This window comes from Rhizobium sp. PK7-22 (genome assembly GCF_056530405.1).
On record NZ_CP096514.1, the window covers coordinates 3656057 to 3682029 of the forward strand.

The following is a 25973-nucleotide window of genomic DNA, read 5'->3' on the forward strand; positions in this document are numbered from 1 at the left end:
GCGCGGCATTGACAGTGAAGGGAGACAGGATGAAGGGGCGGCTTGCGAGGACTCATGGAGAAAGCTTAAGCCACAGCTCCGCACCGCGGGCAAATGCAATCGGCTGGCTGCGCATGGCGACGGCGCTTGTCCTGGCATTTGCCGTACTTGCACTTCCCTCCAATCCGGCCGCTCTGACCCATGCCTTCCCGCCGAACCTGCCGTTGGAGATCCTCGGCCTTGCGGTGGCCGCCTTACTGCTCCCAAGGCGCGGTTTTCTGGTGCTGCGCGCATTCGCGACGGCGCTGTTTGCCGCCATCCTGTTCCTGAAGCTGGCGGATCTTGGAACCGGCAGTGCCTTCCAGCGTCCGTTCAATCCCTATCTCGATCTGAAGATCATGACCGACGGCTGGAACCTGCTGAGCGGGTCCATCGGTCGCGCCGAAGCGGCGGCCTTTGTTAGCGGCGCAATCATTCTGTTGCTCGCCCTCTCCGCCCTCTTCTTCTGGTCCCTGGGCGGCTTCAGATCCTTGCACAGGCGGGCTGCGCGCAGCCTTGCCGCTGCCGCTGCACTGCTGCTCCTGGCGGGTACCGCGACATTGTCGATGGATATGCGGCCTGTCCCGGTCTCGGCCGATACAGCTTCCTATCTGACGAACCGCATCGCCATGATCCGGCAGTCGGTCGCGGACCTCGCGGCCTTCGAGACGGAGCTCAAATCCGATCCCGCCGCGTCCATTCCGCCAGACCAACGGCTCTCTCGCCTGACAGGCACGGATGTGGTCTTCATCTTCGTGGAGTCCTATGGACGAAGCGCGATCGAGGATGCGCAGTATGCACCCCGCATCACGACAAGACTGAGCGGCGTCGCGCAGGCGATCGCCGAGGCCGGATTGGAGGCCCGCAGCGGCTGGCTGACGGCGCCAACAGTCGGCGGCCTCAGTTGGTTGGCGCATGGGGCGCTGCTCTCCGGCCTCTGGACCGATAGCCAGGCGCGCTACGACCGCATGATCGCCAGCGAGCGTCCGACGCTCAATGCGCTGTTCCGGCAAGCCGGATGGCATACGACCGCCATCATGCCGGCCATTACCATGGACTGGCCCGAAAGCGGCTACTTCGGCTACGACAGGGTGAGGGACGCAAGCGGGCTCGGCTACCGCGGCAAACCGTTCAACTGGGTCACGATGCCCGACCAGTACACCCTCTCCGCCTTCCAGAAGATGGATCGTGAGAACGCCGACAAACCGGTCATGGCGGAGGTCGCCCTGATTTCGAGTCATGCGCCCTGGACGCCGATCCCCACGCTGGTGGACTGGGACAAGATTGGCGATGGCCGGATCTTTGATGAACAGGCCGTCTCGGGCGATCCGCCGTCGGTGGTCTGGTCGGATCCGGCGCGGATCCGAGAGCAATATCTGGCCTCGATCGACTACGCACTGGAGACGCTCGGCTCCTACGTTTCGCGCTATGGTGACAACACGCTCTTCGTGATCCTGGGCGACCACCAGCCGGCCTCCGTCATCACCGGCGAGGAAGCCTCGCGGGACGTTCCCGTTCACATCGTCGGCAGCCCAGAGATGATCGAGCAGCTCTCGTCCTGGGAATGGAGCGAAGGGCTGGTGCCCGCATCGTCCTTGCCGCCGATGCGGATGGACCTGTTCCGGGAGCAGTTCCTGCAAACGTTCAGTGGCCCGGCCTGAGGTTCTCCTCAGACGGTTACCCGGTGCCCTGTTTCCGCGGAGCGCAGCAGGGCCTCGATCAGCCGGTGAACCTTGAGAGCCTCGCGTCCGCTGACCCTGGGCTCCCGGTCCTGCTCCACCGCATCGACAAAATCCTCGATGACCGCGCGATGGTGCGCATGCGAGAAGGCCATCGGGTCCGCACCGGCGCCGCCGCCCAGCTGCCCGTCGTCCAGTTCGATCGTGGTGCTGTCGTGAAGGTTTGCGAACAATCGGGCGCCCTCGATCCTCGCGGTACCTTTGGTGCCGATGATTTCGATTGTATCGGGAATGCCCGGATAGGCGCAGGTTGTCGCACTGACCGTGCCGAGTGCCCCGTTGGCGAATCGAACCGCGCCGGCAACCAGATCCTCGGTTTCCATTCGGTGAACCGGGGTCGTCGTTGCGTAAGCCATCGCTTCCACAGGCAGCCCGGCGACTGAGATCAGCAGATCGAGGGTATGGATGCCTTGCGTCAGTAGCACGCCGCCGCCGTCGCGCGCCCTGGTTCCCCGTCCCGGCTGGTCATAATAGCTCTGCGGCCGCCAGTTGGAGAGCTTGGCGGAGGCACCGACGAGTTCTCCAAGCCGTCCATCTGCAACAAGCTGCAGCAGCGCGAGACTGATGGGCCGGAACCGGTGTTGCAGCACGGTGCCAAGTTTGACGCCCTTGGCCTCGGCAATCTCGACCAGAGCTGTCGCACGCTCCATGGAAATGTCGAGTGGCTTCTCGAGAAGGATATGTTTACCTGCCTCGGCCGCACGCTGGACGAGTTCGAGGTGGCTGTTGGGCGGGGTGAGGATCAGAACCGCATCGATCGCCGGGTCTTCGAAAAGACCGTCAAGATCGTCCGTCACCGGAAGTTTCCATGTCTCCACAAACGCGGCGCGTCTTGATGCTGTCGGACTGTAGGCGCAGGCAACCTCAAGGCGTTCCTGCAGGTCGATCAGGCTCTGCGCATGCGGCGCCGATGCCATGCCAAGGCCAATGATGGCAATACGCATTCACTTCTCCTCACTCCGCCCCGTGATAGCGCAGAGAAGCCCGCCCCACAACATTTGTCATACAACATTTGATTTTTGTATGTTGACTTACCTTCGCCACGTGTTAGCGATTGTGGGCCGAAGGAGGAGCGGCGACCAGCATGAAATCACTTGTACATCCAGACGTCCTGTTTCCGCCCGAGCCCGGCGTGCGCTCGATCGCCCGTGCCCTCTACAAGTCGGTCGCCGACCTTCCGATCGTCAGTCCGCATGGTCACACGGATCCCCGCTGGTATGCTCTGGATGAGCCCTTTCCCGATCCCGCCCAGTTGCTGATCGTCCCCGACCACTACATCTTCCGCATGCTGTTCAGCCAGGGCGTTGCGCTCGAGGATCTGGGTGTGCGCCGGCTTGATGGTTCTGCAGTGGAGATGGATGGCCGTCGCATCTGGAAACGGTTTTCCGAGAACTACCACCTCTTCCGCGGCACCCCGACGAGGCTTTGGATGGACTACGTCCTGTCCAACCTGTTCGATATCGACGAGCCGCTGGACGCCAAGACCGCCGACAGCAGCTACGACCAGATTGCCGAAAAGCTGCGCCAGCCGGAATACCGTCCGCGCACCCTCTTCAAGCGCTTCAACATCGAAGTCATTGCGACGACGGAAGGCGCGCTGGACGATCTGCGCTGGCACAAGATGATCCGCGACAGCGATTGGGACGGGCGTGTCGTGACCGCCTATCGGCCGGATGCCGTCGTCGATCCGGATTTCGAAGGGTTTTCCGCCAATCTGGACAAACTGGGCGATATCTCCGGCGAAGACACGGGATCATGGTCCGGCTATCTCGCGGCCCATCGAAACCGCCGCGCCTATTTCAAGACCTTCGGCGCCACCTCCTCCGACCATGGCCATGCCACGGCGGACACGGCCAACTTGTCGTCTTCGGAAGCTGCCGCGCTGTTCGACAAGGTCAGAAGCGGTAAGGCGGACGCTGACGACAGCCGCCTTTTCCGAGGCCAGATGCTGACCGAGATGGCCAAGATGAGCCTTGACGACGGATTGGTCCTGCAGATTCACCCCGGCTCCTGGCGCAGCCACTCCCCTTCCATCATGTCGCGCCATGGCCGCGACATGGGCTTCGATATCCCGACCCGCACCGACTACGTCAAGGCGCTGAAGCCACTGCTCGATGCCGTCGGGCTGGAGCCGAACCTCACGGTCGTGCTCTTCACGCTGGACGAGACGTCCTACGCCCGCGAGCTCGCACCGCTGGCCGGTGTCTACCCCGCGCTGCGTCTCGGGCCCGCCTGGTGGTTCCATGACAGCCCCGAGGGCATGCGGCGCTTCCGGGAAATGACGACGGAGACCGCCGGCTTCTACAACACCGTCGGCTTCAACGACGATACGCGCGCCTTCCCTTCGATCCCGGCGCGCCATGACATATCCCGGCGAGTGGACTGCGCCTTCCTGGCGCGTCTGGTTGCCGAACACAGGTTGCAGGAGGAGGAAGCCTTCAGCCTGGCAAGGGAGCTTGCCTATACGTTGGCTAAGGAGGCGTATCGGCTTTGAGTGGCGCGTAGTGCGCCGGTGCAAATGGGAGGAGAAATCATGTTGCATTATGGAAAACTCGCTGCCGCCTTTACGGTCGCAGCATCATTGATGGCAGGGACAGCCATGGCACAGACGGTGCTGCGGTCGTCCGACACCCACCCGGACGGTTATCCGACCGTGGAAGGTGTCAAATACTTCGGCGAGCTCCTAAAGGAGCGCACAGACGGCCGGTATGACGTCGAGGTCTATCACTCGGCGCAGCTGGGCGAGGAAAAGGACACCATCGAGCAGGTCCGCTCAGGCGTTCTGGAACTGAACCGGATTTCGATGGCGCCGTTCAACGGCACCGTGAAGGAATCCATCGTCCCGGCGCTCCCCTATATCTTCCGGTCCGAAGAGCACATGCACAAGGTCATGGACGGCGCCGTCGGTGACCAGATCAAGAAAGCATTCGAGGGCGCCGGGCTCGTCGTCCTGGCCTTCTACGATGCCGGTTCGCGCTCCTTCTACAACAGGCAGAAGCCGATCAATTCCGTCGAAGACATGAAGGGCATGAAGTTCCGCGTCATCCAGTCGGACATTTTCGTCGACATGGTGGCCGCTCTCGGTGCCAACGCAACGCCGATGCCTTACGGCGAAGTTTACTCCTCTATCGAAACCGGCGTCATCGACGGTGCCGAGAACAACTTTCCCAGCTACGACACTGCCAAGCACTACGAGGTGGCCAAATACCTGTCGCTCGACGAGCACACCATCCTTCCGGAGGTGTTCGTGATGAACAAGGCGGCCTTCGACAAGCTGACCCCAGAGGATCAGGCCATCTTCAAGGAAGCGGCCACCGAGAGCGTCGCCAAGCAGCGCGAGCTGTGGGCTGCGAAGGTGAGCGAGTCCCGCAAAACAGTGGAAGCTGCCGGCGTGGAGATCACCAATCCGGACAAGCAGGGCTTCATCGATGCCATGGCGCCGGTCTACGCAAAGCATGTGACCGACCCCGTCCTGATCAAGATGGTCGAAGACGTGAAGGCCGTTCAGTAGCTTCAGTTAGGGGCGGCGATCTTCGGCCGCCCCTTTTCTTCTCGACAGGATCAACCTGCGAACCAGCCGTTCTTCGGTGAACCCGCAAACAAGTGTGCACCATGTCCGAACCTCTCAAGGCTGCCGCCAGCTTTCTTGGCCGCATCAATACGCTTGCGCTCTGGAGCGCCGGCATCGGCCTCGTGCTGATGACGGGGTTCGTGGCCTGGCAGGTCTTTTGCCGCTACATTCTCAACGATTCACCCAGCTGGACCGAGCCTGGCGCCGTCATGCTGATGAGCTGGTTCATCTTCCTCGGATCGGCAGTCGGCGTTCGCGAGAATTACCATCTCGGTTTCGACGTGCTGCTCTACGTCCTGCCGGACAGCGGCAAGAAGTGGCTACGGATGATCACCGACTTCGTCGTCTGCGCCTTCGGCGTGGGGATGATCTGGTACGGCTGGCAACTGGTTGTGCTGACCTGGGATACCATCCTGCCATCGCTCGGCATCTCCGGCGCGTGGGATTACGTGCCGCTCGTCGGCGGCGGCATACTGATCGTTCTGTTCACCCTCGAGCGCATCGTCCTTCGGGCGGCGGGCGCTCCCATCGACGAAATCCTGGATGAGATGCCGCCTGCGGAAGTCGCGGCGGAACTCGACATTGCGAGCGGGAAGGCCTGAAGCTGATGGAATACTGGATACTGTTTGGCGTCTTCACGCTTCTGATGCTGATCGGCACGCCGATCGCCTTCTGCCTGGGCATCGCCAGCTTTGCCACAGCCGCTTACATCGGCCTGCCGCCCCTAATCGTTTTCCAGCGACTGAATTCCGGCATGAGCGTCTTCTCGATGCTCGCCATTCCGTTCTTCATCTATGCCGGCGACCTGATGGTACGCGGCGGGATTGCCCAGAGGATCGTTGCCTTCGCTGCCTCCCTTGTCGGCCACGTCCGCGGCGGCCTGGGCCAGGTCAACATCGTGACGGCAACGCTTTTCGGCGGTATTTCCGGCTCGGCCGTCGCCGAGGCAGCAGCCGTTGGCGGCCTGATGATCCCGCAGATGAAGCAGAGGGGTTACGGCACGGACTACGCGGTCAATGTCACCTCGATGGCCGCGCTGATCGCGCTGCTTCTGCCGCCGTCGCACAACATGATCATCTATTCCATCTCCGCCGGTGGCCAGATCTCCATCGCGGACCTCTTCACCGCCGGTGTCATTCCGGGCATGCTTCTCGCACTGGCCTTGATGATCACCGCATATTTCGTCGCCCGCAGCCGCGGCTACCCCGTCGAAACCTTCCCCGGTTTCCAGATGGTGCTGCACCTGGCGGTCGTCGCCATTCCGGGGCTGCTGCTGATTGCGATCATCTTCGGCGGCGTTCGCTCGGGCATCTTCACGGCCACGGAGAGCTCCTGCATCGCCGTCATCTATGCCCTGCTGATCACGGTCTTTGTCTATCGGCAGATGACCTGGGAAGGGTTCGTCCACGCCACGAAGGGGGCCGTGCGGACCACGGCCATGGTCTTGCTCATCATCGGCATGGCCGCCGCCTTCTCCTGGCTGATGGCCTTCCTCCGGGTGCCGGCGACATTGATCGCCTGGATGAACACTATCTCCGATAACCCGCTGATCATCCTGCTGCTCCTCAACGTGATGATGCTGTTCCTCGGCACATTCATGGACATGGGACCGACAATCATCATATGCACCCCGATCTTCCTGCCGGTCGCGCAGGCCTATGGGGTCGATCCGGTGCATTTCGGCGTCATCATGATCCTCAACTTCGGCCTCGGTCTCAACACACCGCCGGTGGGAGCCGTTCAGTTCGTGGCGTGCGCTGTCGGGAAGATCACCGTGTGGGAGGCAATGCGCTCCATCTGGCCCTTCTACTTCGCTGGAATTGCAGTCCTGGGCCTCGTCACCTATGTGCCGGCGATCTCCCTGTGGTTGCCCGGCGTCTTCAAGTAGGACGAGACATGCCCGCTGATCTTACCGTCACCACCAGGATTGAACGCAAGCCGAAGCTCTCCGAGCACGTGGCCGCGTCCCTGCGGTCACAGATTGTCTCCGGCGAGATCCTGTCCGGGGACAAGCTGCCGACCGAGAGCCAGCTTACGGAGACCTTCGGCGTCAGCCGCACGGTGGTGCGCGAGGCCGTGGCCAGCCTGGCGGCGGACGGGCTGGTGGAACCCCGCCAGGGCGCCGGCATCTTCGTATGCCAGCGGCCGGCAATGGCATTCGCCTCCATCACGCAGGATGTAGGAGTGAAGATATCGCATGCCCTCAACGTCATCGAAGTGCGCATGGGACTGGAGATCGAAAGCGCCGGGCTTGCTGCCGTTCGCCGCAATGCATCCCAGGAAGCCTTGATCCAGGAGGCCTTCTTTGAATTCGACCGGCTTCTCTCCAACGGTCAAGCCACCGGGCGCAGCGACTTCATGTTCCACCGCTCGATTGCGGTGGCCACCAACAATCCGTTCTACGTCGAAGTTCTGGATGCCTTGGGACTGCGGGCCATCCCCTGCGACATCACCTCCCCCTGGGGGACAGACAGCGTCTTGACGCGAGAGTACCAAGCCACGCTTCAGCGCGAGCATCTTGCCATACTACGAGCCATTTCCGCCGGTGACGCGGATGCAGCGCGGACCGCCATGCGCGCGCATCTGACCGAGAGCCAACAACGCTACCACGATCGTTTGACGGGCCAGCAGGCAGACTACCAGTTCGGCTCCAATGCTGTGCCCTGACCCTAATTCCAGAAGTAAAAATGAGGATGCCATGACTGCAAACCATATGGACTATTCAATCCGCCAGGCGTTTGATCCGGCGACCGGATCGCAGATGGGCAGCGGCGAGCTCCGCGAGAATTTCCATATCGGCGATCTGTTCAATCCCGACCGCATCAATCTGGTCTACACCCACTACGACCGAATGATCGTTGGGGCTGCGGTGCCCACCACCGCCACCTTGGAACTGGAAACGATCAGGCCGACGGGCACGCCGGGCTTTCTCGACCGTCGCGAGATGATCGCGGTCAACGTCGGCGCAAAAGGCTCGATCACCGTGGACGGCGAGAGCCACGCGCTCGACACCCGCGACATGCTCTACATCGGCATGGGCAGCAAGGTCACCTTCGCCTCTGACGAAGCGGGCACGCCCGCGAAATTCTACCTCCTCAGCGCGCCGGCGCATCAGAAGTACCCGACCAAGCTCATCCGCATCGGCGACGCCAAGCGCGTCGACCTCGGCAGCCAGGCAACCTCCAACGAGCGATCGATCTTCCAGTTCATCCACGCCGAGGGCGCCAAGACCTGCCAGCTGGTGGTCGGCATGACGCAGCTCGCTCCAGGCTCGGTCTGGAACACCATGCCGTGCCACGTGCACGACCGTCGCATGGAGGCCTATCTCTACTTCGACCTGCCGGAGACGGCCCGGGTCTTCCATTTCATGGGCGAGCCGGACGAGACCCGCCACATGGTCATGGCGAACGAAGAGGCCGTCATCTCGCCTCCCTGGTCGATCCATTCCGGCTGCGGCACGTCCAACTATGCCTTCATCTGGGCCATGGCCGGCGATAACGTGGATTATACCGATGTCGACGCCGTTCCCATGGATATGCTTCGCTGATCCGCCAATCGATGAGAGTGCATCATGACTGACCTGAAGATCTTCTTCCATGCCGGAGACGGCGAATGGACCGACCTTGGCGGTGGCAACCGGCGACGGGTGCTGTTGCATACCGACGAACTGATGATGGTGGAATTTTCATTCGAGAAGGGCGGCATCGGCGCCCTTCACAACCATCCGCATGTCCAGGCGAGCTATGTTGCGGAAGGCCGCTTCGAGGTGACCGTCGGGGAGCATACCGACACGCTTGACGCCGGCGAATCCTTCATCGTGCCGTCTAACGTCGTCCATGGGGTGAAGGCACTGGAGGCCGGCCGGCTCGTCGACAGCTTCACGCCGCACCGGGCAGACTTCCTGGTCTGAGAAGCAAAGTGAAAATCGACAGGTCGCAGCGTTAACGCGCCTGCGACCTGTCGAGATCGACCCGATCCACCTCGAAATGGTCGAGGATCATCTCGATGTTGCGCTTATGGGCCTTGAAGTAGACATCGAAGAGGTCGCCAAGCAGGGGCACACTGCCCACCACAGCATCCAATGCGACATTGCCGACCATGCGCCCGAGCTTGTGCGTGGGCACGCCAAGCCGCCGGGCTTCGTAGATGATGGCAAGGCCGACGATTGCGCCGCTCGCATCCCCGATACCGGGAACCAGCCCCATCAGCGAGTCGGCTCCGAAGCGGATATTGGTACCGGGGATCCGCAGCGCAGTGTCCATGAGCCGTGCCGCACTGCTCAGACGGCGCAGCCGCCGCAGTCGCTCGGTCTGCTCGAAATCTGGGTCGTCCATCCGTCCTGCCATGCCCGTCTCCTGCTCTTGGGCCTTCAGCCCAACCCGTAATAATGGAACTCGAGGCGTGGAGTTCCACGCAACCGCGGAACAAGCATCAGGTAATCGAGTTGAACTTCCTCACATGCTGGGAGGAAGACATGGGTATCGAACAGGCACCGACGGAAAAGGGCAAGGATTCTGCCCGAGGGTTGAAGGACAGCAGCAGGTCCGAAGAGGAGCGCGTTGAGGACAGCAAGGGGTCGGATCTGGCCAAGGGCGCCGATCGTGTGGACGAACGCTCCCGTAGTTCCGATGGGCGCGGTCCGGGCGAAAAGCAGATCGGCTGACGGCGGGAAAATCGATGTGAAGCGGCATCGGCGTCCGCCTCGGCCGCTCTACCCATCCGTTGCTTTCCGGGTCAGATCTCGCTCAGGTCCTTGAACAGCACGTTCTGGTCGATCAGATAGCGCGCAAAGATCGGCAGGCTGGCCCCGCCGATGGCTCGCGCCTGTGAACCCACCTGCCCTTCTATGATATCGGGCATGATGACGCCCTGCAGGTCGAGATCGCCCACGGCATCGATCGTCGCGGCGACGAGCCGCTGCCGCACCCAGGGCGGAAAGCCGCCATCGATCACGGCTGCCCCGAAGTCGATGACGGAGGCTGCAGCCACGATGGCCTGAGCCAGCGCCGCTGCACTGTTGCGGATCCACAGCTCCATCGGTGCCCCGAAATCGATCCAGTCGTCCGCCGAATACCAGAGCGGCTGCGGGTCGATGCCCCGCTCGCGCAAAAGATTTTCGAGCACGAAGATGGAGGCGATGTCGAGCAACTGCCGGGTTTCTCCGGCGCTGCCCCGCACCGGCAAGGGCCCCACGGCTCCAGCCGTTCCGGTTCGGCCTGAAAAGACCGCCGAATTGAGGACGATGCCGCCGCCGATGAAGGACCCGACGAAGAAATAGATGAAATCGGGATAGGACGGACCGACGCCGAACACCAGTTCCGCACCGCAGGCACTCGTCGCGTCGTTCTGAAGGAAGACGGGATGGCGGACGCGCGCCGTCACCTCGGCCTGCAGATCGAACCCTCTCCAGAGGTTCATCGCTTCGGGAGGCGCACCCACCTCGTCGGCCCAGTTCCACAACTCGAACGGTGCGGCGATTCCGACGCCGGCGATCCTGTCCTTCTGGCGGGCATCCAGCTGCGTCTCCAGGCGTGCGATCCCGGAGGTGATGATCTCCATGATCTGGTCCGGTTGCGGGTAGGCATAGGTCTGGTGATACTGCAGACGGATCTCGCCGACGAAATCCATCAGCACCACATCCGCGCTGCGTCGGCCGATCTTGACGCCGAAGGAATAGACGGCGTCCGGATTGAGCCGCATCGGCACCGAAGGTTGACCGACCTTTCCGCGCACAGGCTCTCCGCGCAGCAACAAACCTTCGCTTTCCAGCGAACGCATGATCACTGAGACCGTCTGAGCCGATAGCCCGCTACGCCGGGTGATGTCCGCCTTTGACAGAGAGCCGTGCAGGCGGACGAGCGAAAGCACGAGCCGCTCGTTATACGCGCGAACACGCACCTGGTTCGCACCGCCGGAAAAGCCGGAGTGTTGACCAAGTGAACTGCTCCTGAACCCAATGTCTGCTGCGGACATGGCGTGCTCCTCGCCGCTATGGCACCGGCAGACAATGGCACCTCGGATAAATAAATCAATCGGAATTATTTATTGACAAGCCAAACCTCTTTCCTCTTAATGAAGACAGGGATCGAGGACGGCCTTGGAGGAGGTTTCTGACGCCGCACGACGATAGTCCCTGATCGAAAATCAAAGGCTCTGGGAGGAGACCATGAAGACATCAATTTGCGCCACCGCGTTTGGCGCGCTTGTTCTGGGCACTGCACTGTCGCTGCCCGCACAGGCACAGGAAGTATCCGCCTGCCTGATCACCAAGACCGACACCAATCCCTTCTTCGTCAAGATGAAGGAAGGCGCGACGGCCAAGGCCCAGGAAATCGGCGTCAACCTCAAGTCCTATGCCGGCCGGATAGACGGCGACAGCGAAAGCCAGGTGGCCGCGATCGAGACCTGCATCGCCGATGGCGCCAAGGGCATCCTGATCACCGCCTCCGACACCAAGGGCATTGTTCCGGCCGTGCAGAAGGCCCGTGACGCCGGCATTCTCGTCATCGCTCTCGATACCCCGCTTGAGCCGGTGGACGCGGCCGACATGACGTTTGCGACCGACAACCTTCTGGCCGGCGAACTGATCGGCAAATGGGCCGCAGCAACCCTTGGCGACGCCGCAAAGGACGCCAAGATCGGCTTCCTTAACCTGACGCCGTCCCAGCCGTCGGTCGATGTCCTGCGCAACCAGGGCTTCATGAAGGGCTTCGGCATCGATGTCGCCGACATCAACCGCATCGGTGACGAGAGCGACTCGCGGATCGTCGGACACGACGTGACCAACGGCAATGAAGAAGGCGGCCGCACGGCCATGGAGAACCTCCTTCAGCAGGACCCGACCATTAACGTCGTTCACACCATCAACGAGCCTGCCGCAGCCGGCGCCTATGAAGCTCTGAAATCCGTCGGACGCGAAAGCGACGTGTTGATCGTTTCGGTCGATGGCGGTTGCCCGGGCGTCAAGAACGTCTCGGAAGGCATCATTGGCGCCACCTCGCAACAGTATCCGCTGCTGATGGCATCCAAGGGGATCGAGGCCATCAAGGCCTATGCCGACAGCGGCGAAAAGCCGAAGGCGACCGAAGGCAAGAATTTCTTCGACACGGGCGTCGCGCTGGTAACCGACAAGCCTGCCGAAGGAGTCGAGTCGATCGACACCAAGGAAGGCATGGAGAAGTGCTGGGGCTGAGCATGCCACAAGCCACCATCGACGAGGGGCGCGCCAGCGCCCCTCGGAGCCCTGGCGCCATCGGGTAGATCACCGCTCGGCGAGCATAGCCCGGTGGACTAGCGCGATCCCAATTCAGCATGAGGGACCTACTCGGGAGAGCCCCAATGAGTGAACCGCACGCCGCGTCGAAATCGACGACCGACTACGAGAGTGCAGTGTCCGGAGGACCGTCGTCGGTAGCCGCCTTCGACACACACGACCGGAATTTCCTTCAGAAGCTGCAGCATTTCCTGCACTCCAGCCCTGCCGCGGTGCCACTGATCGTGTTGATCATGTCGCTCGTGGTCTTCGGCCTGCTCTTGGGCGGCAAGTTCTTTTCCGCCTTCACGCTGACGCTGATCCTGCAGCAGGTCGCCATAGTCGGCATTGTCGGTGCGGCACAGACGCTGGTTATCCTGACGGCCGGCATTGACCTCTCTGTCGGCGCCATCATGGTTCTGTCGTCCGTCATCATGGGCCAGTTCACCTTCCGCTACGGTCTGCCCCCGACCATCGCCATCCTGTGCGGCTTCATGGTCGGCGCCTTCTGCGGCTGGATCAACGGCGTGCTGGTCGCGCGCATGAAGCTGCCGCCCTTCATCGTCACGCTGGGCATGTGGCAGATCGTGCTGGCCTCGAACTTCCTGTACTCGGCCAACGAGACCATCCGATCCCAGGACATCGCCCAGAACGCACCCATCCTGCAGTTCTTCGGCGAAAACCTGCGCCTTGGCGGCGCTGTCCTCACCTATGGGGTGATTGGCATGGTGCTGCTCGTCGCCTTCCTCTGGTATGTGCTCAACAACACCGCCTGGGGCCGCCACGTCTACGCCGTCGGAGATGATCCGGATGCGGCCGAACTTGCCGGCGTCAACGTCAGGCGCATGCTCATCTCCGTCTACACCCTGTCCGGCCTGATCTGCGCCTTCGCCGGCTGGGTCCTGATCGGCCGCATCGGTTCCGTTTCGCCCACGGCCGGCCAGTTCACCAACATCGAGTCCATCACCGCAGTGGTGATCGGTGGCCTGTCGCTGTTCGGCGGTCGCGGCTCGATCCTCGGCATGCTGTTCGGGGCGCTGATAGTCGGCGTCTTCTCGCTCGGACTGCGGCTGATCGGCACCGACCCGCAATGGACATATCTGCTGATCGGCGTCCTCATCATAGCCGCCGTGGCCATTGACCAATGGATCAGGAGGGTAGCAGGCTGATGACCCAGGAACCCATTCTCAGCGCCCGCGGCCTCGTCAAGCGCTACGGCCGCGTCACCGCCCTCGATCATGCGGACTTCGACCTCTATCCCGGCGAGATTCTCGCCGTGATCGGTGACAATGGCGCCGGCAAGTCTTCGATGATCAAGGCGATTTCCGGCGCGATCACTCCCGACGAAGGGGAGATCCGGCTGGAAGGCAAGCAGGTTCAGTTTCGCTCCCCAATCGAGGCCCGCAAGGTGGGGATCGAGACGGTCTACCAGAATCTTGCCCTGTCGCCGGCCCTCTCGATTGCCGACAACATGTTTCTCGGCCGGGAAATCCGCAAACCCGGCTTCATGGGCAAGTGGCTGCGCAAGCTCGACCGCTCCGCCATGGAGAGCTTTGCGCGCGACAAGCTCTCGGAACTCGGCCTGATGACCATTCAGAACATCAACCAGGCGGTGGAGACGCTGTCCGGCGGCCAGCGGCAGGGCGTCGCTGTGGCCCGTGCCGCAGCCTTCGGTTCCAAGGTGATCATCCTTGACGAGCCGACCGCCGCACTCGGCGTCAAGGAAAGCCGCCGCGTGCTGGAACTGATCCTCGATGTCCGTGGCAGGGGCATCCCGATCGTGCTCATTTCGCACAACATGCCGCATGTCTTCGAGGTCGCCGACCGCATACACATTCATCGCCTCGGCAAGCGTCTGACGGTGATCAACCCGAAGGACTACAGCATGTCGGATGCGGTCGCGCTGATGACAGGCGCGAAGGCACCGGAGGAGCCGGTCGCCGCATGAGTTCATCCATGAGGCCGTTTGCCGACGCCATCCTGCTTCACGCGGAAGGCCGTTCGCGGTTCCTTGTCGCCATCGCCGGCCCACCGGGCTCGGGAAAATCCACCTTGGCGGAAGAGCTTGCCGCCGAGCTTCGCAACCGCGGCGAACAGACCGCGGTTGTTCCCATGGACGGCTTTCACATGGATGACGCCGTGCTGCGGGAGAAAGGCGTTCTCACCCGCAAGGGAGCGCCGCAGACCTTCGATATCCGGGGACTGGTAGACATCGCACGCGCCCTGCGGCAAGCGGATGATGAGGTGCTCGTTCCGCTCTTCGACCGCAGCCGCGAGCTGGCAATCGCCGGCGCACGCGTTGTCGATCGACAGGAGCGCTTCGTGCTGATCGAGGGCAATTACCTTCTTCTCGACGAGCCCGGCTGGGACAGGCTGGCGCGGCTCTTCGACTGGACGATCATGCTGCTGCCGCCGGAAGATGTCCTGGAGGAGCGGCTGATGCGCCGCTGGCTTGACCTCGGTCTCGGCGCCGACGCAGCACGCGCCAAGGTCGCCGACAATGATCTGCCGAACGGCAGGCTGGTCAGGATGCGCAGCCGACAGGCGGATGTGACGCTACCCTGACGTCGCGACGCCCCTTCCTAGACCTACCAGAGCGCCACATGCCGGTTGACGTCCTTGTAGAGCAGATAGCGGAAACGCCCCGGCCCGCCGGCATAGCAGGCTTGCGGGCAGAAGGCGCGCAGCCACATGAAGTCACCCGCCTCCACCTCGACCCAGTCCTGATTGAGCCGGTACACCGCCTTGCCCTCCAGCACGTAGAGCCCGTGCTCCATGACATGCGTTTCCATGAACGGGATCGTGCCGCCGGGCTCGAAGGTGACGATGTTGATGTGCATGTCGTAGCGCACGTCCGAGGGGTCGATGAAGCGCGTCGTCGCCCATCTGCCGTCCGTGTCCGGCATGGCGAACATCTCCTGCTCGCTCTCGCTCGTGAAGATGGCCGGCGGCGCTTCCAGCCCGTCCACCGCCTGGAAGGCCTTGCGGATCCAGTGGAAACGGACCGGCTCGGACGAATGATTGTGGAGTGTCCAGCCGGCACCGGCTGGAAGATATGCGAATGATCCGGTTCGCAGGACATGCGCGGCGCCATCGAGTTCGACCGTCATCTCGCCCTCGGTGACGAAGAGGCCCGCCTGCGCCCGCGCATCCGGCTCCGGCCGACGGCTGCCGCCACCGGGCGCAACTTCCATCACATATTGAGCGAAGGTTTCGGAGAATCCGGTCAGCGGCCGGGCGATGATCCAGGCCCGCGTCTTCTCCCAGTGCGGCAGGACGCTGGTGACGATGTCCGTCATCACCGTGCGCGGGATGACCGCGTAGGATGTCGTGAACACCGCCTTGCTGGAAAGCAGCTCGGTTTGCCCGGGCAGACCGCCCAGGCGGGAGAAGTAGGTGGTGTCTTTCGTCGTCATCTACGGCATCCATTTGCGCAGGCGGAAGGGAAGGCCGCAGCATCGACATCGGCTCTGCTGCAGCCTGTCCATTCGGTTTAGGCGCGGGGCATTCTGCACGCAAATAATTTCGCGATCACCGGAAACGGAACCGACGGCGGTCCACCGGGTTTTTCTGGTCTGAACAAAGGAGATCAGGAATGTCTGACCACGATGACACAGCCAAGGTATGGGAACTCATCGACAAGATTGGCTTTTGCATGCTGGCCACCCACGACGGCAGCGAGATCCGGTCGCGCCCCATGTCTGCCTACACGAAGAGACACGACGGCGCTGTGTACTTCCTGACCGACGTCGCCAGCCATAAGGACGAGGAGGTCGCACGCTTCCCGAACGTCTGCCTCGCCTTCGCAGACACCAAGGGTCAGAAATACGTCTCGGTATCCGGCACCGCAGAGGTCCTCAACGACCGTGAGTTGATCCGCGAGATCTTCTCTGTTCCGGCCAAAGCCTGGTGGGATAGCCCCGACGATCCGTCGATCCGCCTCCTGAAGGTCAAGCCCGCCTCTGCTGAATACTGGGACAGCCCCGGCACCATCGTCAGCTATATCAAGATGGCTGCAGCCGCCGTGTCCAGCTTGAAGCCCGACATGGGCGACAACGAAAAAGTCAGCCTCTGAGCTGTCACAGAAGCCTAGCCGACGCCGGTAGATCCCAACGAAATATCGGCGTCGACACCCGCAGATTTTTATCGTCAGGCGAGATGCAACTTTCGCCCTGAGCATTCGTTGAGGTGCCCGAAAGCATAGGGTATCGCAATGAACATGATGATCAGAACCGGCGACGTGCGCTGGTCTTCTCCCATCCGCGTCAGGATCGGCTACGGGTTTCCCGAAACCATTCGTGGGCCGCGGGAGGCATTGAGCTACCTGAACTTCCGCTGGCCCGCCGTCGATGGCGACTACTGCCGCAGCGCGAAGGCAATTTGTGCCGAGGCGCTGGAATTCCGCGTCTCTCCCGATGTCGCGCGAGACGCGTTCCTCAATGCCTGTATAGAAGCCGAGATGCTGGACTAGATGCCGTTGACCGCCAGGTAGACGGCATAGAGGCTCCTGGTCGCGGTGATGAAGAGGCAGTTGCGGCGAGGTCCCCCAAAGGCAACATTGGCCACCACCTGCGGCACCTTGATTTTGCCGAGCAGCGTTCCCTCGGCGGAAAAGCAGTGGACCCCGTCTCCCGCGCTCGTCCACACATTGCCGTCCGCATCGACCCGGAAGCCGTCGGGCACGCCGTTGTCGATCGTGCAGAACACCCGGCCGTTGACGAGCCGGCGGTCGTCTGCAACGTCAAAGACCCGGATATGCCGCGGCGCGTCGATGTCGTGGCTTGCGGCGGAGTCGGCCACGTAGAGCCTGCTCTCGTCGGGCGAGAAGGCCAGGCCGTTGGGCTGGCCAAAATCCGTCGCGACAGGTTCCAGCTCTCCTGTGCGGGGATCAAGACGATAGACATTGCGCGTCGCCTGCTCCGGCTCGGCCTTGTAACCCTCGTAGTCGGAGAGAATGCCGTAAGTGGGGTCGGTGAACCAGACGCTGTCGTCCGACCGCACCACCACGTCGTTCGGCGAGTTGAGCCGCTTGCCCTGGTACCGGTCGGCGAGCACCGTCAGCGACCCGTCAAGCTCGGTGCGCACCACCCGGCGCCCGCCATGCTCGCAGGAGATCAGCCGCCCCTGGCGGTCGCGGGTGTTGCCGTTGGCAAAGTTTGAGGCCGACCGGAAGACGGAGACGCCGCCGCCGTCGACCCACCGCAACATCCGCTGGTTGGGGATGTCGCTGAAGAGGAGGCACTGCATGTCGGCAATCCACACCGGCCCTTCCGCCCATCGGCATCCCGCGTATAGCTCGTCGAGGCCCGAACTGGCCACCGTCAGCTGGCGGAAACGCTCGTCGTGGATTTCGTAGATCGAAGGTGACTGCGGCATGTCTGGCATCCGGGAACTGTTGTGGCGGGAGAAGACGTTTGGTGCGGTCATCGCAAAACCCTCCTGCCGCCGGCGGCGAGAATGACGGCGATGATGATGACGCCGGTGAGGATGAGGCGGACACCGGCGCCGAAGCCATAGGTGTTGAGCATGGAGACGACGAGGAACATGAAGAGCGAGGCCCCCCAGATCCCGGGAACGTTGGAGTTCCCGCCGGCAACGGCCGTACCGCCGATGACCACCACCGCGATCGACATCAGCAGGTACTCGGCCCCCATGTTGAGCGCCGCACCTCCGGAGAAGCTGGCGAGCATATAGCCGGCGACAGCGGCCAGAACGGCGCAGAGGACATAGGTGATGAAACGTGTGCCGTCGACCGGTATGCCGGCCATGCGCGCCGCAAAGCTGCTCTGGCCGATCGCCGAGATCCACCGGCCGTAGGTCGTCTTTTCCAGCAGGAACCAGGCCGCCAGGGAGAGAGCTAGCGCCACCAGCGCGACGTTCGGAATGCCGAAGCTGTAGGAGGTCGTGAAATCTGACAGCATCTCCGGCGGCTTGATGCGCAATCCGCGGTTCGTCCAGATGGCGCAGGACTGCACGATGAAGCTCATCGACAGGGTCGCGATGATCGGCGGAATGCGCAGAAGCTTGATCAGCGCATAGTTGCCGATGCCGATCGCAACGCCGACCAGGATGGCGATCAGAAGGCCCAGCGCGATCATGCTGTCCTGGACATCCATCACCTTCAGCGCCAGCGTTCCAGACAGCGTCATGGTGGCGGGGACGGAAAGATCGATGTTGCCGGGCCCCAGCGTGATCACGAACATCTGGCCGATGCCGACGATCACGGAGAAGGCCGCGAAGGTGAGTGTTGCCTGAGACAGGCCGACGGAACTCGATCCGCCGGTGAACAGCACCGTGACGATCCACACGAGGATCGCCGCGGCAAAGGACCAGATCCAGGGCTTGGCGGTGAGAGCAGTCATCGGTTCTTCTCCCGCTTTTCCAGGCGGTTCAGGAAAAGGCGCAGCGCCAGGACCACGATCAGGATGGCGCCCTGCGCACCGATCTGCCAGTCCGGCGAGATCCGCATGAAGGACAGGAACGAGCCCGCGAGCGTCAGCGTAAGTGCTCCGATCACGGCTCCGATGGGCGAGACACGGCCGCCAACGAACTCGCCGCCGCCGAGGATCACGCCGGCAATCGAGAGCAGGGTGTAACGCAGAGCGATATTGGCGTCCGCCGCCGTCGTCAGGCCGACGAGGGCGATCCCGGCCAGCACCGCGAAGAGCCCCGCCAGCGCATAGGCGGCCGCCCGGATGCCGACCACCGACCAGCCGGCCCGCTCCACCGAGCGGGTGTTGCCGCCGACGCCCCGGACCAGCACGCCGAAGGAGGACCGCATCACCACGTAATGCGTGACGGCGGCGATGATGACGCTGGCGACGATCGCCATCGGCACGAGCGGCGGCTTGACGGTCATCAGCCACCGGACCCATCCCGGCGCGGCGCCGCCCGGCGAGGGCAGCAGCAGGACGGCGAGCCCACCCCAGACGAAACTCATCCCCAGCGTCACGACGATCGACGGCAGCTGGCGCAGGTGGATGACGACGCCGATGCCCGCATAGACGGCTATGGCACCGAGGAAGATCAGGACGCCGATCACCGGCGAGGTTTGAAGGAAGGTTGCCGTGACGCAGGCGCAGAAGCTGACGAAGGCGCCCATCGACAGGTCGAGATCGTTGACCGACATGATCAGCATCTGCGCGATCGTGGCGAGCGCGATGGGGACGGCGAGATTGAAGAGGAGGTTGAGGCCGGTGTAGCTCATCGCCCGCGGCTGCATGTAGAAGACGGCGGCCAGAAGCACGGCCAGCGATGCGGCGGGGATGATCAGGCGGACGGCGCTGGAGGACAGTCTCATGCTGCTTCTCCTCCGGCAAAGGACGCGGAGAGCACGCCGGCCTCCGTGATGTCATCTCCTACCAGTTCGGCCGCTATGGCTCCGTCGCGGAAGACATAGACGCGGTCGCAAAGCCGGATCTCGTCCATCTCTGTCGAGTACCAGATGAATGTTCTCCCCGAAGCTGCCTCGGCACGAAGGATCTCGTAGACCTCCTGCTTTGTCCCGACGTCCACGCCGCGCATCGGGTCGTCCATCAGGACGATCTTTGCGGTGGTCGCGAGCGCCCGTGCAAACAGTACCTTCTGCTGGTTGCCGCCGGAGAGGGAAAGGATCGGGTTGTGCATGTCCGGCGTGCGAATTTCGATGCGTTTCTTCCAGCTCTCGCTCACCTGCTTTTCCCGGTCGGTGTCGATGACGCTGCGGGAAGAAAGCCCCTTGAGCGAGGAGATGCTGAGGTTCTTGAGGATGCTCCAGAGCGAGAATGTGCCGTTCAAGCCGCGGTCGCCGGCCACGAAGGCCATCTTGGGCTCGCCGGCCGGCCACCAGTTGCTGTTGGCGGCAAGATAGAGATCGAGAAGCGCCTCGGTCTGGCCGTGACCGCCGAGCCCCGCGAGACCGACGATCTCACCGGCAAAGGCTTCCAGCTGGATCGTTGCGTCCTTCAGCGGCGGCACCGAAAGCACTGGCGCACCTGTCTTCGTTCTTGCCGAGCGCTGCCAGCCCTGTTCGCGCACCACGCTGCCCATGGTTTCCACCAGCCGGCGGGTGCCGAATTCAGATGCCGGCCGGTCGGCCACCACCTTGCCGTCCTTCATCACGACGATGCGGTCGGAGGTGGAGAGAATTTCGCCGAGAATGTGAGAGATCAAGAGCACCGAGCCGCCCCTCTCCACGAAGCGGCGAACATAGGCCATCAGCTGCGCTGCCAGCCCTGCGTCGAGCGACGATGTCGGTTCGTCGAGGATGACGAGCTTCGGACGTTCGTCAACAGCTGCAAAGCTGATCGCGATCTCGACCATCTGGCGCTCGGCAATGGTGAGGTCCTCGACGACACTTTCGCAATCGATGCCGTGGCCGGGAAAGATGTCCGCCAGTTGCTGCGCCACGAGCGCCAGGCCGCGCCTGCGCCAGCCTGCGCCCTTCAGGTCGCTCAGCATGACGCGGGCGTTCTCGGCAATCGTCAGGTTCGGGCAGAGCGACAGCTCCTGGAAGACGCAGCGTACGCCGCTGGCGCGCGCCGCCGTGATACCGTGATCGACGGAAGCGCCGCCATAGCTGATCGCGCCTTCTTGTGGGGTCAGGCCACCATTGATGACGTTGACGATCGTCGACTTGCCGGCGCCATTGTGGCCGACGAGACCGACGCATTCGCCGGAATGGATCACGAGATTGGCACCGTCCAGTGCCTTGACGGCACCGAAGGCAACCTTGACCTCGCGCGCGGCCACCACTTCCTGTTTCGGCACTCTGTCATTCATGGGGAAGGATCAACTGGACAAGAGGGGTTCCACCGGATGCGACGCCACGCGCCGCATCCGACTGGGAGGTGGAGCAATGACTGCTCCGTTACATGGCCGCGTCGATGACCTTCTGCGCATCTTCCAGCGAGTATTCGACGTTGGCAACGCCGCCCGCTTCCGTGGTCTCGAGGTTGGCCTCGAGATTGTCCTGATCGATGCGCAGGAAGGGGACGACGAGCTCTTTCTTCACATCTTTGCCGTCGAGGATCTGCTGGGCGACCCAGAAGGCAAGCGTCGAGACGCCCGGCGCAATGGAAACCGACATGGTCTCGTAGCCGTTGGCGTCCTTCTGCTCCTTCCACCAGCGCAGCTCGTCCTCGCGGTTGCCCATGATGATCGTCGGAATTGGACGATCGGCTGCGGCAAACGCCTGAGCAGCACCATAGCCATCACCACCCTGGGTGACGACCGCCTTGATCTCGGGCAGGCTCGGCAGGATACCCGCGACGGCACGCTGCGCGACATCCTGCGCCCAGTCGCCGTTGACGGCGCCGGCGATCTTGAACTGCGGGTGCTTTTCGACACCGGCCTGGATGCCGGCATGGATTTCGTCGTCGACCGATACGCCGGCCAGACCGCGGATCTCCAGCAGGTTGCCTCCGTCGGGCATCTTCTCGGCCAGGTATTCGATCTGGCTCTCGCCCATGCCCTTGAAGTCGACGGCAATTCGCCAGGCGCAGGGCTCTGTGACGATGCCGTCGAAGGACACGACGACGATGCCGGCGTCGCAGGCTTCCTTGACCGCGCCGTTCAATGCCGTCGGCGATGCCGCATTGATGACGATGGCGTCATAGCCCTGCAGGATCAGGTTCTGGATCTGGGCCGCCTGTTCCGTCGCCTGGTTCTCGGCGGTCGTGAAAGGATCGGCAGCAGCGACGACGCCTTGGCTGACGGCGTCCTTGGTGATCTTGTCCCAGCTCGTCAGCATGGCCTGGCGCCAGGAATTGCCGGCATAGTTGTTGGACAGCGCGATCTTCTTGTCAGCCGTCTCGGCCGACGCAGAAACGGGTGCTGTCACGCATGCGATAGCGATCGATGCCAGAAGCATCCTCTTGATGGTCATGATTTTCCTCCCTTTGGGCCTCACGGGCTCATTCATCAGGTCCCGCTCCTCAACGGTATCAGACGAATGTCTTCACTGGCGCCAATGCGTCAGTCAGCGGAGAATGAAGCAGAAGCGCAAACTTGCAAAGGTGAATCCATGCAAGCATCTTGCGGAGACGCGCGCGAAATATGCGGGATCCCGCAAGACAATCGCACCGAGGAAGCGCTTAATCGTGCCGGGTGGCCATCCACCTTAAATCCGACGGCTGGGAGGACGTCGCCAATGCTCATTCCGACACGAAGCGCGCTCTTCGATCACTATCTCGGCATATCCCGGCTGCTGGCCGGCCAGCTGGACTTCCATTCCATCATCCAGGCCGTCGCCATCGAGATCGGGCACATCATCCCTCATGACCATCTGGATGTCTGCATCAAGATGGTCGACGGGAAGTATCACATCGCCTACGAAAGCGGCCTTGAGACGGACTGGAGCAAGCAGCCCCCTGCCCTGCTGACCGGAAGCCCGATCCGCAGCCTGCTCTCCGGCGAGGTCGACTACCTGCTGTCCGGCGATGCCTGCAACGATCCCCGCTTCCACTTTGCCGGCGCCTTCTCGCGCCCGATCATCGAGCTCTCGCTGCGCAGCCGCCTGCATGTCCCCTTACGCGTCCAGGGCGATTTCATCGGCGCCCTCAGCTGCTCCAGCCACCAGGCTGATCACTATACGATGGACGACGTCGAAAACGCCCGTTCGATCGCCGACCTGCTGGCACCCTATTTCTTTGCCCTGCGCGCCGCCGAGCAGGCAAAGCGTTCCGCCGTGGTGGAAACGGAGGCACGGGCGCGCGAAGAGGGACTGAGGCTTGGTGCGTTGAAACTTACGGAAGCCCTTGAAGCGGAACGGCAGCGGATCGGCATGGATCTGCACGACCAGACCTTGGCGGACCTAACGCGGCTGGCCCGGCGCATGGAGCGGATGACGCACCTGCCGGATGTGCCGGGAGAAGCGCTGGAGCCGATGTTCCGCAGTCTCCAGCACTGCATGCACGACCTGCGGCAGATCATCGAGGAGGCCAAGCCCTCCGTCCTGCAGCTCTTCGGCGTTGCCCAGGCGATCGAAAATCACCTCGACAGGTCCGTCCGGGAAAGCGGCCTGCCGATAGACTGGCAGATGGTCGACGAGAGCGAAGGCAAGCTTGACGGCCTGGAAGAGACGGTGGCGATCGCCCTGTTCCGGATCGTCCAGGAGGCGATCAACAATGCTGTCCGGCACGGTCAGCCCGCCAACATCATCGTCGTACTCCAGAGCGCCCCGACCGGCCTTTCCGTCGCCGTGACCGACGACGGTGTCGGCATCGGCAACCCGCAGGAGCAGGCCGGCCACGGCATCGACAATATGCGCACCAGGGCCCGTCTCATCGGCGCGCGGTTCGAAATTGGCAGCAGCGGCGGGCAAGGCACCCGCATCCGCCTGTTCCTCGGTGAGGACGGCACACGCACAGCATGAGCAAGGAAACCACCATGGAAGTCCTCATTATAGAAGACGATCCTCTTCACCGGTCCTACCTGCACGATGCGGTTCGAGCCGCCCTGCCGGAATGCGATACGGTGCTGGAGGCCGAGAACGGCAGGATCGGCGAAGGGCTGGCGCGCCAGCACCGCGCCGCTCACATCGTCATGGATCTGCAGATGGCGGAACGCAACGGCATCGAGGCCGCCCGCACCATCTGGAAGGAAAGACCCGACACCCGCATCCTGTTCTGGTCGAACTATGCCGACGAAGCCTATGTGCGGGGCGTGTCACGCATCGTCCCGGAGGGTGCCGCCTACGGCTACGTTCTCAAATCTGCTTCCGACGACAGGCTCAAGCTGGCCCTGCGCGGCATCTTCATGGAATCGCAATGCGTCGTCGACCGCGAGGTCCGCGGCATGCAGCAGAAGAGCCTCGGCAACAGCCATGGCTTCACCGATGTCGAATATGAGATCCTCATCGACATCGCTCTGGGATTGACCGACCGGATGATTGCAAGGCGGCAGAACCTCTCACTGCGCAGCGTCCAGAACCGGCTGCAGCAGCTCTACGAGAAGCTCGACGTCTACCAGCGGCTGGGCGAAGACGGCGACGAAGGCCGCTACAACCTCCGCAGCCGCGCCGTTTCGGTCGCCTTCCTGCGCAAGCTGATCAACTACAGCGCGCTGGAGCGGGCGGAAGCCGAACTCAACGAGTGGTTGGGCATCAAGTGAAAACGAAAGTGCCGCAGCAGACGCCGCGGCACCAGGGTCAGGTCCTTTGGATGAATCAGGAGAACGTCAGCGGGCGTTCGCCCTCTTCGTCCCGGATCCAGGTCGGCAGGCCGATGTGGTTCAGGATATTGAGGAAAGGCTTCGGCGCCAGTTCCTCGACATTCGCCATTTTCTTCACGTCCCACTCGCCTGTGGCGACCAGCATGGCCGCCGCAACCGGCGGCACACCGGCGGTGTAGGAAATGCCCTGCGAGCCGACCTCGTTGTAGGCTTCCTTGTGGTCGGCGACGTTATAGATGAAAACCGTCCGTTCCTTGCCGTCCTTGATGCCCTTCACGAAGTCGCCGATGCAGGTCTTGCCTTCGTATTCCGGCGCCAGTGACGACGGATCGGGCAGGCACGCCTTGACGACCTTGAGCGGCACGACCTCGGAACCGTCGGCCAGCTTGACCGGCTGCTCGGACAAGAGGCCGATCGACTTCAGCACGGTGAAGACGTTGATGTAGTGATCGCCAAAGCCCATCCAGAAGCGCACGTCGGCGCCGTCCATGTTCTTGGCCAGCGAATGCACCTCGTCATGACCGCAGAGATAGGCTCGGCGCGTGCCGACGACCGGCAGGTCGTAGTCCTTGCCGATCTCGAACATCTTGTTGACCTGCCATTCGCCGCCCTGCCAGGAATAGACGACGCCGGTGAACTCGCGGAAGTTGATTTCCGGGTCGAAGTTGGTGGCGAAATACTTGCCGTGGCTGCCGGCATTGATGTCGACGATGTCGACGTCGGTGACCTTGTCCAGGTACTCGTCCTTGGCCAGACGCGCATAGGCGTTGACCACGCCCGGGTCGAAACCGGCGCCGAGAATGGCGGTGATGCCCTTCTCCTCGCATTCGGCCGCACGCTTCCACTCGTAGTTTCCGTACCACGGGGGCGTTTCGCAGATCTTGTTCGGCTCCTCATGGATCGCGGTGTCGATATAGGCGACGCCGGTATCGATGCAGGCGCGCAGCACCGACATGTTGAGGAAGGCCGTGCCGACATTGATGACGATCTGGCAGCCGGTCTTCTGGATGAGGGCCTTGGTGGCCTCGATGTCCAGCGCGTCGAGCGCATGGCCTTCCAGTACGCCCGGCTGCTTCATCGCCTTCTTCTCGTGAACCGAGGCGATGATCGCGTCGCACTTGCTCTTCGTGCGCGATGCGATGTGAATATCGCCCAGCACGTCGTTGTTCTGAGCGCACTTGTGCGCCACCACCTGCGCGACGCCGCCGGCGCCGATGATGAGGACGTTCTTCTTCATGATAGG

Annotated in this window: 27 protein-coding genes; 17 read left to right on the forward strand and 10 right to left on the reverse strand. The window is 62.7% G+C overall.

Annotation, left to right across the window (positions count from 1 at the left end; genetic code table 11):
* Nucleotides 1–113: 113 nt before the first annotated feature.
* Nucleotides 114–1679 carry an alkaline phosphatase family protein gene (locus M1E10_RS22720; RefSeq protein ID WP_499175055.1) on the forward strand — a complete coding sequence of 522 codons (1566 nt, stop codon included), beginning with the start codon at nt 114–116 and terminating at the stop codon, nt 1677–1679.
* 8 nt (nt 1680–1687) lie between these two features.
* Here the strand turns inward: M1E10_RS22720 and M1E10_RS22725 are convergent, their stop codons facing one another.
* Entirely contained in the window at nt 1688–2701 is a 1014-nt protein-coding gene (locus M1E10_RS22725) for a Gfo/Idh/MocA family protein (RefSeq protein WP_499175056.1), read from the reverse strand.
* Nucleotides 2702–2841: 140 nt separating this feature from the next.
* Here M1E10_RS22725 and uxaC point away from each other — a divergent pair, with 140 nt between their 5' ends.
* The 7 genes from uxaC to M1E10_RS22760 all read left to right on the forward strand — a co-directional run bounded on the left by uxaC (nt 2842) and on the right by M1E10_RS22760 (nt 9238).
* Nucleotides 2842–4251 (forward strand): glucuronate isomerase, encoded by a 1410-nt coding sequence (gene uxaC, locus M1E10_RS22730; RefSeq protein ID WP_499175057.1) that lies wholly within the window; start codon nt 2842–2844, stop codon nt 4249–4251.
* 39 nt (nt 4252–4290) lie between these two features.
* Nucleotides 4291–5268, forward strand: a complete 978-nt coding sequence (locus tag M1E10_RS22735; protein WP_499175058.1) for a TRAP transporter substrate-binding protein — start codon at nt 4291–4293, stop codon at nt 5266–5268.
* 101 nt (nt 5269–5369) lie between these two features.
* Nucleotides 5370–5930, forward strand: a complete 561-nt coding sequence (locus M1E10_RS22740; RefSeq protein WP_499175059.1) for a TRAP transporter small permease — start codon at nt 5370–5372, stop codon at nt 5928–5930.
* A 5-nt stretch (nt 5931–5935) separates the two neighbouring features.
* On the forward strand, nt 5936–7216 hold the full coding sequence (locus M1E10_RS22745; RefSeq protein WP_499175060.1) for a TRAP transporter large permease: 1281 nt from the start codon (nt 5936–5938) through the stop codon (nt 7214–7216).
* Nucleotides 7217–7224: 8 nt separating this feature from the next.
* Nucleotides 7225–7995: a FadR/GntR family transcriptional regulator gene (locus M1E10_RS22750; protein ID WP_499175061.1), complete on the forward strand. Its 771-nt coding sequence runs from the start codon at nt 7225–7227 to the stop codon at nt 7993–7995.
* Nucleotides 7996–8026: 31 nt separating this feature from the next.
* Nucleotides 8027–8875 (forward strand): 5-dehydro-4-deoxy-D-glucuronate isomerase, encoded by an 849-nt coding sequence (gene kduI / locus M1E10_RS22755; RefSeq protein WP_499175062.1) that lies wholly within the window; start codon nt 8027–8029, stop codon nt 8873–8875.
* Nucleotides 8876–8899: 24 nt separating this feature from the next.
* The gene (locus tag M1E10_RS22760; protein WP_499175063.1) at nt 8900–9238 is read left to right on the forward strand and encodes a cupin domain-containing protein; all 339 of its coding nucleotides are present in this window, start codon (nt 8900–8902) and stop codon (nt 9236–9238) included.
* 31 nt (nt 9239–9269) lie between these two features.
* Here M1E10_RS22760 and M1E10_RS22765 read toward each other — a convergent pair whose 3' ends face one another.
* Entirely contained in the window at nt 9270–9674 is a 405-nt protein-coding gene (locus M1E10_RS22765) for a DUF4112 domain-containing protein (protein WP_499175064.1), read from the reverse strand.
* A gap of 128 nt (nt 9675–9802) precedes the next feature.
* On the opposite strand from M1E10_RS22765, the gene M1E10_RS22770 reads away from it, so the two are divergent.
* Nucleotides 9803–9991, forward strand: coding sequence for a hypothetical protein (locus tag M1E10_RS22770; protein ID WP_499175065.1), 189 nt, complete (start codon nt 9803–9805; stop codon nt 9989–9991).
* A 71-nt stretch (nt 9992–10062) separates the two neighbouring features.
* Here the strand turns inward: M1E10_RS22770 and M1E10_RS22775 are convergent, their stop codons facing one another.
* On the reverse strand, nt 10063–11301 hold the full coding sequence (locus M1E10_RS22775; protein ID WP_499175066.1) for an ROK family transcriptional regulator: 1239 nt from the start codon (nt 11299–11301) through the stop codon (nt 10063–10065).
* Between the two features lie 193 nt (nt 11302–11494).
* Here M1E10_RS22775 and M1E10_RS22780 point away from each other — a divergent pair, with 193 nt between their 5' ends.
* From M1E10_RS22780 to M1E10_RS22795, 4 genes are all read left to right on the forward strand, one after another.
* Nucleotides 11495–12520 carry a sugar ABC transporter substrate-binding protein gene (locus M1E10_RS22780; RefSeq protein WP_499175067.1) on the forward strand — a complete coding sequence of 342 codons (1026 nt, stop codon included), beginning with the start codon at nt 11495–11497 and terminating at the stop codon, nt 12518–12520.
* Nucleotides 12521–12666: 146 nt separating this feature from the next.
* Complete coding sequence (locus tag M1E10_RS22785; protein WP_499175068.1) at nt 12667–13749, forward strand: ABC transporter permease; 1083 nt, start codon at nt 12667–12669, stop codon at nt 13747–13749.
* On the forward strand, nt 13749–14528 hold the full coding sequence (locus tag M1E10_RS22790; protein WP_499175069.1) for a sugar ABC transporter ATP-binding protein: 780 nt from the start codon (nt 13749–13751) through the stop codon (nt 14526–14528). The genes M1E10_RS22785 and M1E10_RS22790 overlap by 1 nt, the downstream gene beginning before the upstream one ends.
* A complete protein-coding gene (locus tag M1E10_RS22795) occupies nt 14525–15145 on the forward strand; it encodes a nucleoside triphosphate hydrolase (RefSeq protein WP_499175070.1) in 621 nt (206 codons plus the stop codon). The genes M1E10_RS22790 and M1E10_RS22795 overlap by 4 nt, the downstream gene beginning before the upstream one ends.
* A 23-nt stretch (nt 15146–15168) precedes the next feature.
* On the opposite strand, the gene M1E10_RS22800 is transcribed toward M1E10_RS22795, so the two are convergent.
* The gene (locus M1E10_RS22800) at nt 15169–15996 is read right to left on the reverse strand and encodes a bifunctional allantoicase/(S)-ureidoglycine aminohydrolase (RefSeq protein WP_499175071.1); all 828 of its coding nucleotides are present in this window, start codon (nt 15994–15996) and stop codon (nt 15169–15171) included.
* 179 nt (nt 15997–16175) lie between these two features.
* On the opposite strand from M1E10_RS22800, the gene M1E10_RS22805 reads away from it, so the two are divergent.
* Together M1E10_RS22805 and M1E10_RS22810 are read left to right on the forward strand one after the other, a co-directional pair.
* Complete coding sequence (locus tag M1E10_RS22805; protein ID WP_499175072.1) at nt 16176–16655, forward strand: pyridoxamine 5'-phosphate oxidase family protein; 480 nt, start codon at nt 16176–16178, stop codon at nt 16653–16655.
* A gap of 138 nt (nt 16656–16793) precedes the next feature.
* Nucleotides 16794–17051, forward strand: a complete 258-nt coding sequence (locus tag M1E10_RS22810; protein WP_499175073.1) for a DUF982 domain-containing protein — start codon at nt 16794–16796, stop codon at nt 17049–17051.
* Here M1E10_RS22810 and M1E10_RS22815 read toward each other — a convergent pair.
* From M1E10_RS22815 to M1E10_RS22835, 5 genes are all read right to left on the reverse strand, one after another.
* A complete protein-coding gene (locus M1E10_RS22815) occupies nt 17048–17956 on the reverse strand; it encodes an SMP-30/gluconolactonase/LRE family protein (RefSeq protein WP_499177277.1) in 909 nt (302 codons plus the stop codon). The genes M1E10_RS22810 and M1E10_RS22815 overlap by 4 nt on opposite strands.
* 47 nt (nt 17957–18003) lie before the next feature.
* Entirely contained in the window at nt 18004–18942 is a 939-nt protein-coding gene (locus tag M1E10_RS22820) for an ABC transporter permease (protein ID WP_499175074.1), read from the reverse strand.
* Nucleotides 18939–19880 (reverse strand): ABC transporter permease, encoded by a 942-nt coding sequence (locus tag M1E10_RS22825; RefSeq protein WP_499175075.1) that lies wholly within the window; start codon nt 19878–19880, stop codon nt 18939–18941. The genes M1E10_RS22820 and M1E10_RS22825 overlap by 4 nt, the downstream gene beginning before the upstream one ends.
* Nucleotides 19877–21340: a sugar ABC transporter ATP-binding protein gene (locus M1E10_RS22830; RefSeq protein WP_499175076.1), complete on the reverse strand. Its 1464-nt coding sequence runs from the start codon at nt 21338–21340 to the stop codon at nt 19877–19879. The genes M1E10_RS22825 and M1E10_RS22830 overlap by 4 nt, the downstream gene beginning before the upstream one ends.
* An 88-nt stretch (nt 21341–21428) precedes the next feature.
* A complete protein-coding gene (locus M1E10_RS22835) occupies nt 21429–22445 on the reverse strand; it encodes an ABC transporter substrate-binding protein (protein ID WP_499175077.1) in 1017 nt (338 codons plus the stop codon).
* Nucleotides 22446–22709: 264 nt separating this feature from the next.
* On the opposite strand from M1E10_RS22835, the gene M1E10_RS22840 reads away from it, so the two are divergent.
* Nucleotides 22710–23933 carry a GAF domain-containing sensor histidine kinase gene (locus M1E10_RS22840; protein ID WP_499175078.1) on the forward strand — a complete coding sequence of 408 codons (1224 nt, stop codon included), beginning with the start codon at nt 22710–22712 and terminating at the stop codon, nt 23931–23933.
* 14 nt (nt 23934–23947) lie between these two features.
* A complete protein-coding gene (locus tag M1E10_RS22845; protein WP_499175079.1) occupies nt 23948–24670 on the forward strand; it encodes a response regulator in 723 nt (240 codons plus the stop codon).
* Nucleotides 24671–24725: 55 nt separating this feature from the next.
* On the opposite strand, the gene M1E10_RS22850 is transcribed toward M1E10_RS22845, so the two are convergent.
* Nucleotides 24726–25967: a saccharopine dehydrogenase family protein gene (locus M1E10_RS22850; RefSeq protein WP_499175080.1), complete on the reverse strand. Its 1242-nt coding sequence runs from the start codon at nt 25965–25967 to the stop codon at nt 24726–24728.
* Between the last annotated feature and the right edge of the window lie 6 nt (nt 25968–25973).

Bases quoted from the DNA above. Each gene is read 5' to 3' on its own strand.
- M1E10_RS22720 (WP_499175055.1), top strand. From the start codon at position 114: ATGGCGACGGCGCTTGTCCTGGCATTTGCCGTACTTGCACTTCCCTCC.
- M1E10_RS22725 (WP_499175056.1), bottom strand. From the start codon at position 2,701: ATGCGTATTGCCATCATTGGCCTTGGCATGGCATCGGCGCCGCATGCG.
- uxaC (WP_499175057.1), top strand. From the start codon at position 2,842: ATGAAATCACTTGTACATCCAGACGTCCTGTTTCCGCCCGAGCCCGGC.
- M1E10_RS22735 (WP_499175058.1), top strand. From the start codon at position 4,291: ATGTTGCATTATGGAAAACTCGCTGCCGCCTTTACGGTCGCAGCATCA.
- M1E10_RS22740 (WP_499175059.1), top strand. From the start codon at position 5,370: ATGTCCGAACCTCTCAAGGCTGCCGCCAGCTTTCTTGGCCGCATCAAT.
- M1E10_RS22745 (WP_499175060.1), top strand. From the start codon at position 5,936: ATGGAATACTGGATACTGTTTGGCGTCTTCACGCTTCTGATGCTGATC.
- M1E10_RS22750 (WP_499175061.1), top strand. From the start codon at position 7,225: ATGCCCGCTGATCTTACCGTCACCACCAGGATTGAACGCAAGCCGAAG.
- kduI (WP_499175062.1), top strand. From the start codon at position 8,027: ATGACTGCAAACCATATGGACTATTCAATCCGCCAGGCGTTTGATCCG.
- M1E10_RS22760 (WP_499175063.1), top strand. From the start codon at position 8,900: ATGACTGACCTGAAGATCTTCTTCCATGCCGGAGACGGCGAATGGACC.
- M1E10_RS22765 (WP_499175064.1), bottom strand. From the start codon at position 9,674: ATGGCAGGACGGATGGACGACCCAGATTTCGAGCAGACCGAGCGACTG.
- M1E10_RS22770 (WP_499175065.1), top strand. From the start codon at position 9,803: ATGGGTATCGAACAGGCACCGACGGAAAAGGGCAAGGATTCTGCCCGA.
- M1E10_RS22775 (WP_499175066.1), bottom strand. From the start codon at position 11,301: ATGTCCGCAGCAGACATTGGGTTCAGGAGCAGTTCACTTGGTCAACAC.
- M1E10_RS22780 (WP_499175067.1), top strand. From the start codon at position 11,495: ATGAAGACATCAATTTGCGCCACCGCGTTTGGCGCGCTTGTTCTGGGC.
- M1E10_RS22785 (WP_499175068.1), top strand. From the start codon at position 12,667: ATGAGTGAACCGCACGCCGCGTCGAAATCGACGACCGACTACGAGAGT.
- M1E10_RS22790 (WP_499175069.1), top strand. From the start codon at position 13,749: ATGACCCAGGAACCCATTCTCAGCGCCCGCGGCCTCGTCAAGCGCTAC.
- M1E10_RS22795 (WP_499175070.1), top strand. From the start codon at position 14,525: ATGAGTTCATCCATGAGGCCGTTTGCCGACGCCATCCTGCTTCACGCG.
- M1E10_RS22800 (WP_499175071.1), bottom strand. From the start codon at position 15,996: ATGACGACGAAAGACACCACCTACTTCTCCCGCCTGGGCGGTCTGCCC.
- M1E10_RS22805 (WP_499175072.1), top strand. From the start codon at position 16,176: ATGTCTGACCACGATGACACAGCCAAGGTATGGGAACTCATCGACAAG.
- M1E10_RS22810 (WP_499175073.1), top strand. From the start codon at position 16,794: ATGAACATGATGATCAGAACCGGCGACGTGCGCTGGTCTTCTCCCATC.
- M1E10_RS22815 (WP_499177277.1), bottom strand. From the start codon at position 17,956: ATGCCGCAGTCACCTTCGATCTACGAAATCCACGACGAGCGTTTCCGC.
- M1E10_RS22820 (WP_499175074.1), bottom strand. From the start codon at position 18,942: ATGACTGCTCTCACCGCCAAGCCCTGGATCTGGTCCTTTGCCGCGGCG.
- M1E10_RS22825 (WP_499175075.1), bottom strand. From the start codon at position 19,880: ATGAGACTGTCCTCCAGCGCCGTCCGCCTGATCATCCCCGCCGCATCG.
- M1E10_RS22830 (WP_499175076.1), bottom strand. From the start codon at position 21,340: ATGAATGACAGAGTGCCGAAACAGGAAGTGGTGGCCGCGCGCGAGGTC.
- M1E10_RS22835 (WP_499175077.1), bottom strand. From the start codon at position 22,445: ATGACCATCAAGAGGATGCTTCTGGCATCGATCGCTATCGCATGCGTG.
- M1E10_RS22840 (WP_499175078.1), top strand. From the start codon at position 22,710: ATGCTCATTCCGACACGAAGCGCGCTCTTCGATCACTATCTCGGCATA.
- M1E10_RS22845 (WP_499175079.1), top strand. From the start codon at position 23,948: ATGGAAGTCCTCATTATAGAAGACGATCCTCTTCACCGGTCCTACCTG.
- M1E10_RS22850 (WP_499175080.1), bottom strand. From the start codon at position 25,967: ATGAAGAAGAACGTCCTCATCATCGGCGCCGGCGGCGTCGCGCAGGTG.